This window comes from Methylobacterium nonmethylotrophicum, assembly GCF_004745635.1.
GTDB lineage: Bacteria > Pseudomonadota > Alphaproteobacteria > Rhizobiales > Beijerinckiaceae > Methylobacterium > Methylobacterium nonmethylotrophicum.
Map to the genome: position 1 here is coordinate 59,185 of NZ_SRLB01000032.1, position 14,294 is coordinate 73,478.

9 protein-coding genes and 4 pseudogenes are annotated in these 14,294 nt (G+C 67.8%); 3 read left to right on the top strand and 10 right to left on the bottom strand.

Annotated elements, in window-relative coordinates; translation table 11 throughout:
- Positions 1-65: 65 nt before the first annotated feature.
- Together istB and istA are read right to left on the bottom strand one after the other, a co-directional pair.
- Entirely contained in the window at positions 66-809 is a 744-nt protein-coding gene (gene istB, locus EU555_RS29310; protein WP_135418886.1) for an IS21-like element helper ATPase IstB, read from the bottom strand.
- Between the two features lie 11 nt (positions 810-820).
- Entirely contained in the window at positions 821-2,140 is a 1,320-nt protein-coding gene (gene istA / locus EU555_RS29315; protein ID WP_245524553.1) for an IS21 family transposase, read from the bottom strand.
- 114 nt (positions 2,141-2,254) lie between these two features.
- Between istA and EU555_RS29320 the strand changes: the two are divergent.
- Positions 2,255-2,332, top strand: a pseudogene (locus EU555_RS29320) (IS6 family transposase); the annotation flags it as partial.
- A gap of 242 nt (positions 2,333-2,574) precedes the next feature.
- The gene (locus EU555_RS29330; RefSeq protein ID WP_135418882.1) at positions 2,575-3,327 is read left to right on the top strand and encodes an IS6 family transposase; all 753 of its coding nucleotides are present in this window, start codon (positions 2,575-2,577) and stop codon (positions 3,325-3,327) included.
- A gap of 316 nt (positions 3,328-3,643) precedes the next feature.
- Here the strand turns inward: EU555_RS29330 and EU555_RS37640 are convergent.
- A pseudogene (locus tag EU555_RS37640) lies at positions 3,644-3,778 on the bottom strand (histidine kinase dimerization/phospho-acceptor domain-containing protein); the annotation flags it as partial.
- Between the two features lie 214 nt (positions 3,779-3,992).
- On the opposite strand from EU555_RS37640, the gene EU555_RS37645 reads away from it, so the two are divergent.
- The gene (locus EU555_RS37645) at positions 3,993-4,472 is read left to right on the top strand and encodes a hypothetical protein (RefSeq protein ID WP_342636503.1); all 480 of its coding nucleotides are present in this window, start codon (positions 3,993-3,995) and stop codon (positions 4,470-4,472) included.
- On the opposite strand, the pseudogene EU555_RS29340 reads toward EU555_RS37645, so the two are convergent.
- The 7 genes and pseudogenes from EU555_RS29340 to EU555_RS29370 form a co-directional block, all read right to left on the bottom strand.
- Positions 4,439-5,181: pseudogene (locus EU555_RS29340) on the bottom strand (response regulator transcription factor). The gene EU555_RS37645 and the pseudogene EU555_RS29340 sit on opposite strands and share 34 nt — an antisense overlap.
- Before the next feature lie 365 nt (positions 5,182-5,546).
- Positions 5,547-6,558: pseudogene (locus EU555_RS29345) on the bottom strand (IS110 family RNA-guided transposase).
- 93 nt (positions 6,559-6,651) lie between these two features.
- On the bottom strand, positions 6,652-7,251 hold the full coding sequence (locus EU555_RS29350; RefSeq protein WP_167858699.1) for a class I SAM-dependent methyltransferase: 600 nt from the start codon (positions 7,249-7,251) through the stop codon (positions 6,652-6,654).
- A 326-nt stretch (positions 7,252-7,577) separates the two neighbouring features.
- On the bottom strand, positions 7,578-10,841 hold the full coding sequence (locus EU555_RS29355; protein WP_135418884.1) for an efflux RND transporter permease subunit: 3,264 nt from the start codon (positions 10,839-10,841) through the stop codon (positions 7,578-7,580).
- Positions 10,842-10,855: 14 nt separating this feature from the next.
- Entirely contained in the window at positions 10,856-12,145 is a 1,290-nt protein-coding gene (locus tag EU555_RS29360) for an efflux RND transporter periplasmic adaptor subunit (RefSeq protein WP_135418887.1), read from the bottom strand.
- Between the two features lie 596 nt (positions 12,146-12,741).
- Complete coding sequence (locus EU555_RS29365; RefSeq protein WP_083469528.1) at positions 12,742-13,314, bottom strand: MgtC/SapB family protein; 573 nt, start codon at positions 13,312-13,314, stop codon at positions 12,742-12,744.
- Positions 13,315-13,408: 94 nt separating this feature from the next.
- On the bottom strand, positions 13,409-14,095 hold the full coding sequence (locus EU555_RS29370; RefSeq protein WP_135418888.1) for a ZIP family metal transporter: 687 nt from the start codon (positions 14,093-14,095) through the stop codon (positions 13,409-13,411).
- Positions 14,096-14,294 lie beyond the last annotated feature (199 nt).

Genomic DNA, 14,294 nt, shown 5'->3' on the forward strand with positions numbered 1-14,294 from the left:
AAGGCGGCCGGTGACGGAGTGCTCCCGCGGGTCAGAGGGGAAGATCACGAGGTTGGGTCAACGGGTCAAGCGGCGGGCTCGGCCGCCTTGCGCTTGCGCAGGCTCTCGCCGGCCAGCTCGATGCGATGAGCGTTGTGGACCAGCCGGTCGAGAACGGCGTCAGCCAGCGTCGGGATGCCGATAATCTCGTACCAGCGGTCCACGGGCACCTGGCTGGTGATCAAGGTCGAGCCGGCGTCGTAGCGATCCTCGACGATCTCCAGCAAGTCGCGGGCTTGCTCGGGCAGGAGCGGCTCGGGTCCCCAATCGTCGAGGATCAGCAGGTTCACCTTGGCGATCTGACGCAGCAGCCGGCCGTAGCGGCCGTCGCCACGGGCAAGCCCGAGCGCCGCAAACAGGCGCGGGACCCGGTAGTACAGGACCGAGAAGTCGTCCCGGCAGGCCTTGTGCCCGAGCGCGCAAGCCAGCCAGCTTTTGCCGAGGCCGCACGGGCCGGTGATGACGAGGTTGCGCCGGGTTCGGATCCAGTCGCCGGTGGCGAGCCTGAGGAACAGCGCCCGATCCAGGCCGCGATGGCTGCGATAGTCGACGTCCTCGATGCTTGCGGGGTGACGCAGGCGGGCCGCACGGGCGCGGGTCTCGAAGCGCTTCTGGCGGCGCGCCGTCGCCTCGTGCTCGAGCAGCAAACCGAGCCACTCGGCGTGGTCGAGGGCACAGGCCTCCGGGTTGGCCTCGAGCGTCTTAAACCCCGCCGCCATGCCGCTCAGGCCGAGGTCGTGCAGGAGATCGAGAGTGGGATGGGTCAGCATCATCGTCTCCGTCACTGGAAGTAGCGCGGGCCGCGCAGGTTGGGATGGAGCAGCACCGGGGCTGGTTCGGGAGGCGCTGCGGCGCGCTCCAGACCGTTGGCCAGGATCGAGGCAATGCTCGCGTAGGTGAGCGCCCCGATGGCCACGGCCCGAGCCGAAGCGGCCTCCGCCCGGTCAGGGGCGAGCCCGCGATAGAGGCGCAGGATGCCGAGGCAGGTGCGGAAGCCCTGTTCGGGATGCGGCCGATCGTGGAGGACGGCGATGACCAGCCCTTCGGTCTCCGGTCCGATGCTGCGTGCCCAGCGCCGGAAGCGCTCGGGGCTCCACTCGGCGTAGCGCCGATGTGCGCGGGGCATGTGCGCGGGATCGGTCCCGTGGCGCCGGCCGCCGTAACGACGTTCGTGAGCGGCGACGCGCTGCCCGCGGTGGAACACCTCGACCGTGTGCGCCGTGAGGCGGACGTCGACCTGCTCGCGGATGAGGGCATGGGGCACCGAGTACAGGAAGCCGCCCGCCTCGACGTGGTAGTCGAGGTTGACCCGGGCCAGCCGCCACTCGGCGAAGGTGTAGTCCTCCTCCGGCAGCGGACGCAGAGCTGCCCGCTCGATCGCCTCGAACAGGGCGCGACGCGTGGTCCCGAGCCGGCGCATGAGATGAGCGTTGATGTGCTCCACCATCTTGGCGATTGCGGCGTTGCATTCAGCCAGTGAGAAGAACGTCTGCCGGCGCAGCCGTCCCAGGATGTAGCTCTGGGCAAAGCGGACGCCGGCTTCCACTTTGGCCTTGTCGCGTGGCTTGCGGGGCCGCGCTGGCAGGATCCCGATACCGTAGTGGTCAGCCATCATGCCGTAGGAGCGGTTGATCTCCGGGTCATAGAACGAGGCCTTGTGCACCCCGCTCTTGAGGTTGTCGGGCACGACGAGGCGGGGAACGCCGCCAAGGAAGCGGAACAGGCGAACGTGGGCGCCGATCCAGTCGGGCAACGCCTGGGTCCAGGTCGCCTCGGCGTAGGTCAGGCTCGACGCGCCGAGCACCGCCACGAAGATCTCGGCCTCGTGTACGACGCCGGTAGCTGGGTCGACGATCCCGATCTTCTTGCCGGAGTAGTCGACGAAGATCTTGTCACCGGCCGGGTGGTGCTGGCGCATCACCGGCGTGAGGCGGCCCTCGAACTCGCGGTAGAGGTCGCAGAAGCGAGAGTAGCCATAACCCTCTGGATGAGCCTCCCGGTACTCCTCCCACAGCACCGTCAGGTTGACCCCGGGCCGGCGCATCTCCCGCACCAGCGACGGCCAGTCCGGTTCGGGCAGCCTACGCAGTCCCTGCTTCACTCCGGCTCGGGCGAACAGGCGCTGCTCGGGCCTGTCGCAAAGGCGAACGGATCCCCGCTTACGGCTCGTTAACCATACCTGCCCAGCCTGCCGCCTTCGCCCTGGAGCCGGCCCATGATCCTGTCCGCCATCGCCGCCAAGCTCAAGCAACGGGCTAAGGCCGACTTCAGGGGCCGGCACTTCGAGGGGGCCTGTCGCAAAGGCGAACGGATCCCCGCTTACGGCTCGTTAACCATACCTGCCCAGCCTGCCGCCTTCGCCCTGGAGCCGGCCCATGATCCTGTCCGCCATCGCCGCCAAGCTCAAGCAACGGGCTAAGGCCGACTTCAGGGGCCGGCACTTCGAGGGGGCCTGTCGCAAAGGCGAACGGATCCCCGCTTACGGCTCGTTAACCATACCTGCCCAGCCTGCCGCCTTCGCCCTGGAGCCGGCCCATGATCCTGTCCGCCATCGCCGCCAAGCTCAAGCAACGGGCTAAGGCCGACTTCAGGGGCCGGCACTTCGAGGCAGCGCTCATCGTGCAGGCGGTCTCCTGGTACCTGCGCTACCCGCTGAGCTATCGTGACATCGAGGAGCTGTTCCTGGAACGGGGTCTGGAGGTCGACCACTCCACCCTGAACCGCTGGGTGCTCGCCTACGCGCCGCTGATCGAGAAGCGCCTGCGGCAGTTCCGGCGGCCCCACTGCGGCTCGGTCCGGATCGATGAGACCTACATCAAGGTGCGGGGCCAGTGGCGCTACCTCTACCGGGCCATCGACAAGCACGGCGAGGCGGTCGACTTCCTGCTCACTGCACAGCGCGATCTTGATGCCGCCAAGCGCTTCTTCCGTAAGATGCTGCAGGATCAGCCGCTTCTCGCGCCTGACCGGATCGGCACCGATGGGGCCGGCCCGTACCCGCCCGCCATCGCCGAGAGCCGCAAGGCGGGGCTGCTGCCGCGTGCTCCGATCCACCACGTCACCAAGCACCTGCAGCAGGGGATCGAGAGCGACCACTTCCGGGTCAAGCGAGCGATGCCCCGGGTGGGCGGGTTCCGCTCGTTCCACACGGCGCGCCGCACGATCCAGGGCTTCGAGGCGATGCTGTGGCTGCGCAAGGGCTTCGGGTTCTCAGGTGCGTGGACCGTCGGGGAGCAGAACCAGCTGCTTGCCACCTGCTTTGGACTTCCCGTCGCGAACAAAGCGTGAAAGCAGGGCGGGGCAGTCCCTTCTGCGGCCTGAACCCGAGTTTGCGACAGGCCCTCCGCACGCGGCCGCCGTAACACACGCCGTTGTCGACGAGGTTCTCCAACGCCCGCCGGAGGGCGACCGGCCGCACCTCCGCCAGCGCCCGGCCGGGGCCGGCATACGCGACATCCCGGCCGGCGTCCGTCGAGGTGTCCGCCACCGCCATCAGGAGGCTCGCGACGTTGGCGACCTGCCGCGCCTCCGGGTCATCGCCGCCGCGCACGTACGCCAGGGTGGCCTCGACCATGGCCTGCATCTCGTCGAGGTCCGCCGCCATCGCGCGGCGCTCGTCGGCGTCCTCGACCCGGTCGAGGCGCAGGCGCAGCCTGGCGATGGGCGTTCTCAGGTCGTGCGAGACCGCCGCCAGCGCCTGCGTCCGCTCCGCCACGAGGCCGTGGATGCGCGCCTGCATCGCGTTCAGGGCGCGCCCGATCCCGCGCGTCTCGTCCGGCCCGACCTCCGGCACCGGCACGACCGCCCCCCCGTCCGATCCGCTCTGTGGCGCGGGTCAACTCGCGCAGGGGCCCGGCGATGCGGTGCACCAGGACCACGGCTGCGACACCGACCAGGATGGCCATCGCCGTCGCGAGGAAGGCCCACGGCCCTAGGCGGGCGAGGCCCGGCGCATGGGCAGAGCGGAAGGTCAGGTAGTCGCCGTCCGGGAGCGGGAAGGCGCCGCGGAGGTCCCGCTGGCGCAGCGGCTCGTCCGGCGCGCCCAGGGCGAGCGCCAGCCCTGGGCCGAGCACGGGTTCGGCCTCCAGGACGCGGTCGCGCAGGTCGCGCAGCGCCGCGTCGGTCCCGACGGCTTCGGCGGGCGGGCCCCGCTCCCAGCCGACCTCGAAATGCTTCGACGAGAGGGCCTTGGCCTCGTCGGCCCGCTCCTCCGGCGGGCGCCGCGACACGGCCTCGCGTGCGATGACGAGCTGGCGGGCGACCTCGGTGGCGAAGGCCTCGTCGGCCGCCGCCGAGAGGCGGTAGATCGCCAGCGCACCGCCATGGACGAGGAGCACGGCCAGGAGCAGGATGACGACGGTGCGCCCCTCCAGGCTGCGGGCGAGGCCGAGGAGGCCCCTCATGCCCGCTCGACCTTGGCGGCCAGCATGTAGCCGGAGCCCCGCACCGTCTTGATGACGGGGGCCGTCCCCTCGGGCGGTTCGAGCTTGCGCCGCAGCCGGCTGACCAGCGTGTCGACGCTGCGGTCCGACGGCGCGGCGAGGCGCCCGCGGCCCATCTCCAGGATCTGCTCGCGGCCGAGCACCCGGCCCGGGTGTTCCAGGAACACCAGCAGCAGGTCAGCTCGGCGCCCGACAGGTCGACGGCGGCGCCTTCGGGATCGGTCAGGGCGCGGCTGCGCAGGTCGAGCCGCCAGCCGGCAAAGGCGAGGGATTCCGGCCGCGACGCCGCGCTCGGCACCGGCGCGAGGGTCGCCCGGCGGAGCACCGCCCGGATGCGGGCGAGGAGCTCCGGGCGCCCGAACGGCTTGGCGACGTAGTCGTCGGCGCCCAGTTCCAGGCCGAGGACCCGGTCCGCCTCCTCGTCGCGGGCGCTCAGCATGATGACCGGGACGGTGCCCTTCGCCCGCAGGGCCCTGAGCAGGTCGAACCCGGACGCGCCCGGCAGCATGACGTCGAGGAGGACGAGGTCGACCGGCGTGTCGGGCAGGAGCGACCACATCTCGGCGCCGCCGCGGCAGCCCGTGACCCGGAAGCCGCTCTCCCGCAGGATGCGGCCGACGAGCACGCGCATGCCGTCGTCCTCGACGAGGAGGATGTGGGCCTCGTCCGGGAGGGACTCGGTTTCGCCAGCGGCCAGCATTCCGGGTCCAGTCTAGCCGATCATTCCCTCGAGCAGGAGCAGCAGCAGGAAGCCCGCGAAGAACATCGCCGCCATTCAGGGGCGTGTGCGGATGCCCCCTGTTTGGCAAGCTTGATCTTCGATGTTTCGGCGGGGTCTTCGATCGGACGTGTGTCAGGCCTCATGATGTGGCCTTCGATGACGCCACGGGCCGGTATGCTGTTCGGAAGGCTGGGTTCACATCGGTTCAGAGAGCTGCAAGCGCTCGAGCCCCGGGTCTGAATGTCCCTGCCTTGAACTTCGAAGTCCGTGTCGCCTACTCCTCGTCGATCGCTCGCCCCGGCCTTGCGGCCATGGTGTGCCTTCGTCCCGTTGCGGGGCTCGGGTCACGCCATCCGGTAATCTTTCTGCCTCGTCGTCACGGCCCAGATCATCCGCGCCATCTTGTTGGCCAGTGCGACCGCCGCGGCCATCTTCGGTTTGCGCGTGACGAGGCTCGCGAGCCAGCGGTTCACGCTTCCACCCTTGCGAACCACCCAGCGGATCACGCTCATGGCCCCGACGATGAGCAGGCGCCGGATATCGGTCTGGCCCATCTTGCTGACGGAACCGAGCTTGGCCTTGCCCGTGGATCGCTGCCGCGGCACGAGACCGAGCCAGGCGGCGAAGTTGCGTCCGCTGTCGAACGTGTCGAGATCCGGAGCGAAGGCGGCGACGGCCCCAGCCGTCACCGGGCCGATCCCCGGTATGGTGCACAGGCGTCGCAGATCGGTGTCCGTCCGCGATGCCGTCTCCAGTTCGTCCGCCAGCCGCTCGATCACCTCCGTCAGCCTCGCGATCTGGTCGAGATAGACCGCCCCCATCGCGCGCACTGCGCCAGGCAGATCGCCGACCTCGTCGGCCAGAGCCACTTCCAGCACCTTGAGGTTCGCCGGCCCCTTCGGAGCGACGACGCCGAACTCGGCCAGATGGCCACGAAGCGCGTTGATGAGCTGCGTGCGCTGGCGGACCAGGCACTGGTGTGTGCGGAACGCCACCGCGCCCCTGCGTCTCGGCGCTCTTCACCGCCACAAAGCGCATGCTCGGGCGCGAAGCCGCCTCGGCGATCGCCTCCGCAGCGGCGCGATCGTTCTTCTGGCGCTTGACGAACGGCTTCACGTAGACTGCCGGCACAAGCCGGACCTCGTGACCGTTCTGCTAGGCCACGCGACCCCAGTGATGGGACGTCGCACACGCTTCCATCGCCACGATGCAAGCCGGCTGATCCGCCAGAAGCGCCGCGAACCGAGCCCGCGACAGGGCACGGTTATATAGAACCGATCCGTCCGATCTGACGGCACAGACTTGGAAGCTGCCCTTCGACAGATCGACTGCCAGCATGCTGATGTTCGTCGGCATCGATGACCCCTATGATCGGTTCCGATTGAACCGTCAGGCATACGAGATGCCGCTCGGTGGGGGCATCCACCGCATCAGTTCAATGGAGCGAGGTCACTGCTTCCGGCTGCGGATCAGGGCCATTCGGCCGATCCAAATTGGATGCTCCGACAAGCGACGCACTCCGGTAAATCCCGCCTCCGTCAGGTATTTCGGCCACATCCCCGACGTGTGGGACTTGGTTGCCTCCGCGCCGTAGAATAGCTGGGTGAGCCGTAGGATCACGTCTTCCCGCGAGGCCTTCGGTTGGTCGATGTCGGCCGCCAAGACGATACCGCCTCGCCGGAGGATCCGCCGAAGCTCCCGCAGATTTTTAGTTTTATCCTCCGGCCCAAGACCATGCAGGTTGAGAACCAGCATCGCTTTGTCGAAATAAGCTGCGCCGAACGGTGTGCGCCTCGCATCTTCGAACGTCATGGCTTTATAGTTGGACAAATTCATGCTGGATGCGCGCTTGAACGCTTTCGTGACCCGACGCCGGTTAAATTCGACCGCAACAAACTGTGAGTCTGGGAAGCGGTCGGCGCAATACAAGGCGCGCAGAGCACTTCCAGGGCCGCAGTCGAGAATGCGCTCACCGGGCCTCGGGGCGAGGGCTTTCGCCAGGGGCGCGTACCATTTTGGGTCGTCCAGAAGGCAGGCATCGACCAGCATGCGGAATGCACTCGAGAGCCATCGGCTGCGGACTCGCCGGCTCGCCGGCACTTCGGTGTGTATGAGATCGGCTCGGCTCTCCGCATCCGAGACGCTTGTCGCGCACTTGCCGGCCTGCATCTTTAGCATCCCCATCGGGCAAAGAAAAAAATCGGTGGCGTGAGGCAGACGTCGCGCTGGCTATCCGGCCCCTTACATCGATGAAGAATGGTGCGTGAACGTCACGCGACGCGACGTCGGCGTGCCAGGTTGCGAGCCTGCCTGCCCTTTGGATCGGCTTCCGATCCTCTTTGAGATCTGAAAGCCGCGAAGTGACATGGGCGCCCCTACTCCGCGGCAGGCCGCAGAGGCGGAAAGGCGCGACCCTCAGCTCCCTTCCTCTCCTGCACGGAGGATTTCGGCAGTTCCTTGCCGCCGAACCGGGCGTAGAGGGCCGGCAGGACGAGGAGCGTGAGCAGGGTTGCGCTGATCAGGCCGCCGATGACCACGGTGGCGAGCGGACGCTGCACCTCGGCGCCCGTCTCGGTCGCGAGCGCCATCGGCACGAACCCGAGCGAGGCGACCAGCGCCGTCATCGCCACCGGCCGCAGCCGGGTCATGGCGCCCTCCAGGATCGCCTCACGCTTCGGCCGGCCCTCTTGGATCAGCTGCTTGATGAAGGTCAGCATGACCAGACCGTTCAGAACCGCCACGCCGGACAGGGCGATGAACCCGACCGCCGCCGGCACCGAGAACGGCATGCCGCGCAACCACAGGGCGGCGATGCCGCCGGTGAGTGCCAGCGGCACGGCGCTGAACACCACGAGGGCATCCCGCGGCGAGCCCAGCGCCGAGTAAAGCAGCAGGAAGATCAGGAAGAAGCACACCGGCACCACGATCATCAGGCGCTTTCGGGCCGAGGCGAGGTTCTCGAACTGGCCGCCCCAGCTCACGCTGTAGCCCGAGGGCAATTGCACCTCGCTCCCGACCTTTGCCTGCGCCTCGGCCACGAGCGAACCGATGTCCCGGCCGCGTACGTTGGCGGTGACCACGACACGGCGCTTGCCGTTCTCGCGGCTGATCTGGTTTGGTCCCTCGGTGACGGTGAAACTTGCGACCTGCTTCAGAAGCACCGACGCGGCGCGCCCGTTCGGTCCAGGGGGGAGAGATACGGGCAGGTTTTCCAGAGCCTCGCGGTCCTCGCGCACCTTGTCCGTCAAGCGCACGACGATGGGGAAGCGCCGATCGCCCTCGAACACCATGCCGGCCTCCTTGCCGCCGATGGCTGCACCGATGACCTCCTGGATGGCCGACGTGCTCAGGCCCAGACGGGCAGCTCCGATCTTGTCGATCTTGATCTCCAGGAACGGCAGGCCCGCCGTCTGCTCGACCTTGACGTCTTCGGCGCCTGGCGTACCCCTCAGGATCGCGGCGATCTGGTTCGCCACCCTTGTCATCGGCTCGAACTCCTCGCCGAACACCTTGACGGCGAGATCGCCCCGGGTGCCCGCCAGAAGCTCATTGAAGCGGAGCTGGATCGGCTGAGAGAACTCCAGAACGTTGCCGGCCAAGCCTCCAACCGCTTTCTCGATCTGCTCTTGGAGCTCGGCTTTGGATAGCTCCGGGTCCGGCCACTCCTCCTGCGGTTTGAGGATCACGAAGGTGTCGGAGGAGTTCTGCGGCATCGGGTCGGAAGCGACCTCGGCCGTCCCCGTCTTCGAGAAGACGTAGGCCACCTGCGGGAACTTACTCACGGCCTGCTCGATCTTGAGCTGCATCGCCTGGGACTGCGACAGCGAGGTCGAGGGGATGCGCAGCGCGTTCATCGCGATGCTCTTCTCGTCCAGCGTCGGGATGAACTCCGCGCCGAGCCGGGTGAAGAGGAAGCCGGCCCCGGCCAGCAGCAGGAGGGAGCCTAGGATGAACACCATCGGGGCCCGCACGGCGCCCGCGAGCGCCGGCCGGTAGGCGGCCTTGAGGCCGCGGATGATAAAGTTGTCCTTCTCGGTGACCTTGCCGGTGATGACGATGGCGATCATCGCCGGGACGAAGGTCAGCGACAGGACGAAGGCGGAGACCAGCGCGATGATCACGGTCAGCGCCATCGGCTCGAACATCTTGCCCTCGACCCCGGTGAAGGTCAGGAGCGGCACGTAGACGAGGATGATGATCGCCTGCCCGAACAGCGAGGGCTTGATCATCTCCTCGGCCGAGGCCCGCACCGTGGCGAGCCGCTCCTCCAGGTCGAGTTTGCGCCCGAGTTCGTGCTGCTTCTCGGCGAGGTGCCGCAGCGAGTTCTCCGCGATGATCACGGCCCCGTCGACGATGAGGCCGAAGTCGAGGGCGCCGAGGCTCATCAGGTTGGCCGAGATCCTCGCCTCGACCATGCCGGTCATGGTCATCAGCATGGCGACGGGGATGACCAGGGCGGTGATGATGGCCGCTCGGATGTTGCCGAGCAGCAGGAACAGGATGACGATGACCAGGGCCGCCCCCTCGGCCAAGTTTCTGGCCACGGTCTTGATGGTCGCCTCGACCAGCAGCGTCCGGTTGAGGACGGTCTGGGCCTCGATGCCGGGCGGGAGCGAACGCCGTATCTCGTTCATCTTGGCGTCGACGGCCGCCGCCACCGTGCGGCTGTTCTCGCCGATCAGCATCAAGGCGGTGCCGATCACCACCTCCCGCCCGTTCTCGCTGCCGGAGCCGGTGCGCAGGTCGCGCCCGATCCGGACCTGAGCTATGTCCGTGATGCGCACCGGCACGCCGCCGCGGGTGGTGACGACGACGTTGCCGATCTCGTCCATGCTCTCCAGGCGGCCGGCGGCGCGCACGACGTAGCCCTCGCCATTCTCCTCCAGGTAGCGCGCGCCCTGGTTGGCGTTGTTGGCCTCCAGGGCTCGGGCGACGTCGCCGAACGAAAGATTGAGGGCGGTGAGCTTCGCGGGATCGGGCTGGACGTGATACTGCTTCTCGAAGCCGCCGATGCCGTCGACCCCGGCCACGCCCGGCACGGTCTTGATCTGCAAGCGAATGATCCAGTCCTGGACCGTGCGAAGATACGCCGACCGCTCCAGCTCGGTCGTGAGCCGCTGCCCCTCGGGCGTCAGATAGCTGCCGTCGGACTGCCAACCGGGCTTGCCGTCGACGACGGGCGCACCATCGCCCGGCTTCTTGTAGTGCACCGACCACATGTAGATCTCGCCCAGACCCGTCGAGATCGGGCCCATCTGCGGCTCGGCCCCGGGCGGCAGCGAGGCCTTCGCTTGACTCAAGCGCTCACCGACCTGCTGGCGGGCGAAGTAGATGTCGAGCTTCTCGTTGAAGACCGCCGTGACCTGGGAGAAGCCGTTGCGCGACATGGAGCGCGTGTATTCGAGACCCTTGATGCCGGCGAGCGCGGTCTCGACCGGGTAGGTGACCTGCTTCTCGATATCGACCGGCGAGTAGGAGGGTGCGACCGTGTTGATCTGCACCTGATTATTGGTGATGTCCGGCACCGCGTCGATGGGCAGCTTGGTCAGCGAGAACACGCCGAAACCCGCCGCGAGCAGCGACAGCAGCACCACGAGCCAGCGCTGGTGAACGGAGAAGTCGAGGATGCGACTGATCATGGCGAGTGTCCCGTTCAGTCGTGGTGCTCGGCTTCGCCCTTGCCGAGCTCAGCCTTGAGGAGGAAGGTGTTCGTCATCGCGATCTCGTCGCCGGGAGACAGCCCCGAGACGATCTCGACCGAGACGTCGTCCGCCTTGCCGGTCTTGACGTCGCGCCTCTCGAACCCCTCCGGGGTGCGCACGAAGGTGACCTTCTCGCCGCCCATGCTCTGGAGCGCATCGCGCGGCACCCGCATCTTCACCGCGTCCTGACCGACCTGGATCTCGGCCGCCACGAAGGTGCCCGGCCGCCAGCTGAAATCCTGGTTGGGCAGGGCGGCGATGACCCGGGCGGAGCGGGTCTCGGCGTTCAGGATCGGGCTGACGAAGATGATTTTGCCTTTCGCCCGCTGGCCCGCATCCTCGTCCCGGGCGGCGATCAGAACCTCCGCCCCCTCCTTGACCTTGGCGAGATCCGTGGTCGGCACCGCAAGCTCGACCCAGACGGTGGATAGATCCGCGACCGTGTAGAGGTCGGCCGGATCGCCCTCCTTGCCGACCGCCGTGCCGACGTCGACCTTGCGCTCGACCACGCGCCCGCTCAGCGGCGAGCGCAGCTCGTAGCGGCGCAGGCTCGACTGGTTCGGGGTGGTCTCGTCCTTCTTGGCCGTCGTGACCACCTCATCCGCGTTGAGGCCGAGCGCGGAGAGCTTCTGCCGAGCCAGGTTCAGGCGCAGCTGCGTCTCGGAATAGGTGGCTCGCGCCTGAAGAAAGGTGGCCTCCGCCGAGATCCGCTTGTCCCAGAGAGCCTGCTGCCGGTCATAGTTGGTCTTCTGCAACTCGGTGTTGACCGAGGCGGTGAGATATTCGCTCTTGGCGTCGGCGACCTCGCGACTGTCGAGGACGGCGACGACTTCGCCCTTCTTCACGGGATCGCCCAGGCGCTTGAGCATCTCCGCCACCGTGCCGACGACCCGCGCAGGCACCCGGGCGACCCGGTCGGTGTCCGGCGTGACCGTGCCGGGCGCCATCAGGTGCCGCGAGAGTGTGCCGCCCTGAACGGGTGCAGTCGTGATCTCCTGCGCGGCAGCTTGCTCTGCCGACATTTTGATCTGCCCCTCAGCCGCGTGATCCTCCGCCTTCTCGCCGACAGATTTTTTTTCGGCCTCCGCCTTCGGGGGCGCAGACTGACTGTCTGGTGCGGGTTCGGTCTTCATCAGGCCCGTCGCCGCCAAGGCTCCCTGGATGACCTGAGACACGCGCGGTACGGCACCGCCGATCGCGACGCCCACCGCCAGAACTATCAAAATGAGAATGGCACGCATGACGCTGACCTCGACCGGGTCTTCGGGTGTCGACTGCGCGACGGCGCGCAGTCGATCGGTCCCAAACCCCACATGACCTCAACGCCCGGCACCTGGGTCAGGCTCGAGCGACGAACACCCACCGCAGCGGTGGGACGGGTCAGACTCGGGGCGGTCTGCGGAGCGGGGAGGCGGGACGGGAGGCGAGCGGCTCGGTCTGGACGCGATAGACGACTCTGTCAGCCGTCCGAACCGGCTCGAACGTGACCGGCTCGGCCCGCATCACTTGGTGACATCCGCAGTGAACGTGGAGCAGAATGCCCGCATCCGCTGGGTCGCTAGAGCTTGTGTGATCCGCAGCCGACTGCGACGACAGCGTCAGCAGACCATCGCTCTGGATGGGGCTCGGTGCCGCGGCAGTTTCAGAGGTGATGATGGAGAAAGCGAACACGAAGGCCACCAGGCACGCCACGGCAGCGCGCAGCAGGCGCGCCGAGTCGCTCATCCAAGGGTACCGCAGGCTCGTCATCGCAGCCCTGATCTACGATCGACCGCAAGCAAGCACAAGGTATGCACCCCTCTGGCCGGAATGAGACACTTCGTCGCCTGAGACTGCTTCAAGCGTCCCTGCCGGGAAATGACGGATTGGCTGCCCCTTTCCGGTCCGGCACGGCGCCCGACGAACGCGCGGCCGTATCGGTTTTCGGCTCCTCTGGATCGGTTTCGGATCCTCTACCGTTGGCATCGCCCCCACCGTGGTGGGCGGCCTGCTTCAGCGGCACGAGGTAGCGCAGCGTCAGATAGGTGACGAGGCTCAGGATGGCGGCGATGTCATAGAGGCCGTAGCCCACCGCCGCCCCGAGTGCGCCCGTGGCCCACAGGCTGGCGGCGGTCGCGGTGCCGGAGGCACGCCCGGCATGCTTCAGGATCGCACCGCCGCCGATGAAGCCAACGCCCGTGATCACGCCTTCCAGGATGCGGGCCTGTCCCGTCGAGTCCGCCCCGAGCACGCGGATCGCGACCAGCACGAAGCCGCAGGCGGCAACCGCGACGAGGGGAAAGGTGCGGATGCCGGCCGAGCGCTCCTCCTGCTCGCGGTCCCACCCGATCGGCGCCGCGAGCGCGTAGGCGATCGCGAGATCGACGAGATGGGATGCCACCTCCCAGAGGCTGAAGGCCGTGAACTTCATCGACGTGACGGTTCTTTCTCGATAGCGTTGCGCGGTGCGCCCCACGGGCAAAGGTAGCTTTCAGCATGATCGCCGATGCGCGAGCCGGCACGACTCAGGTGGCGATCTCCTCGATCACCAGCATGCCGAGGAAGCCTATGAAGAACATCGCGGTAGTCCAGGGTTGCTCGGGTACGGCATGCGCCTCCACGAGCAGCTCTTCGGTGACGAGATAGAGCAGCGCGACGAGCGCGAAGGCGAAGAAGCCGGCGAGATAGGGTCCGGGCAGCGCACCGATCGGCGTGCCCAGAAGTGCGCCCATCGGCAGCAGGAGCGCGAGACCGGCCACGGTACCGACCACACGTCCCGCGGATCCGCTCGTTTGTTTCAGCTTGGAGGCGACCGCGATCCCGAGAAACAGCACCTCGAGCGTGAGTGCGCCCGTCAGCAACAGGCCCTGCTTCGCCCCGGCCGCGAAGCCGATGCCGAGGACCAGGCCGTCGATCAGGATGTCGATCCCGACCGTCGCGATGAGCCCGGTCGACCCCTTCGCCTTCTCTCCCAAGCGCTTGACTAGGAGCATCAGGGCGACACCGAGAGCTCCGCCGACGATCACCGCGATCGGGGATTGCTGATGCTTGAGGTCGGGCAGGATCTCGCCCGCGACCGCGGCGAACAGGACGCCCGCGGCGAGATGCTGGATGGCGCTGGTGACCGCCGGGCCAGGCTGACGCACGGCGGCGACGGCGGCGCCCAGTACCGTCGCGAGGGCTGGGATGAGCGTGTAGGCCCAAGCTGACATCGAGGTTCCATATTCCTGAATTGCGACAAGGGAAAACACCATCGGCGTCCGAGGCCGACCGGCTCGGGTCCGGTCAGACGTGAAGAGCCTTTTCCTCGGCTCGGAGCGCCGCATCCTCGATCTGGATCGTGACGTGATCGACCTTGAACTCGTCCGCCAGGATCTGCCGTGCGTGGCGCAGCACGCGGGCGGCGTCACC

What these genes read in the sequence shown, in the direction of transcription:
- EU555_RS29350 (WP_167858699.1), bottom strand. Translation starts at nt 7,251, where the DNA reads ATGCTGGTCGATGCCTGCCTTCTGGACGACCCAAAATGGTACGCGCCC.
- istB (WP_135418886.1), bottom strand. Translation starts at nt 809, where the DNA reads ATGCTGACCCATCCCACTCTCGATCTCCTGCACGACCTCGGCCTGAGC.
- EU555_RS29370 (WP_135418888.1), bottom strand. Translation starts at nt 14,095, where the DNA reads ATGTCAGCTTGGGCCTACACGCTCATCCCAGCCCTCGCGACGGTACTG.
- EU555_RS29330 (WP_135418882.1), top strand. Translation starts at nt 2,575, where the DNA reads ATGATCCTGTCCGCCATCGCCGCCAAGCTCAAGCAACGGGCTAAGGCC.
- EU555_RS29365 (WP_083469528.1), bottom strand. Translation starts at nt 13,314, where the DNA reads ATGAAGTTCACGGCCTTCAGCCTCTGGGAGGTGGCATCCCATCTCGTC.
- EU555_RS29355 (WP_135418884.1), bottom strand. Translation starts at nt 10,841, where the DNA reads ATGATCAGTCGCATCCTCGACTTCTCCGTTCACCAGCGCTGGCTCGTG.
- EU555_RS29360 (WP_135418887.1), bottom strand. Translation starts at nt 12,145, where the DNA reads ATGCGTGCCATTCTCATTTTGATAGTTCTGGCGGTGGGCGTCGCGATC.
- EU555_RS37645 (WP_342636503.1), top strand. Translation starts at nt 3,993, where the DNA reads ATGGGCAGAGCGGAAGGTCAGGTAGTCGCCGTCCGGGAGCGGGAAGGC.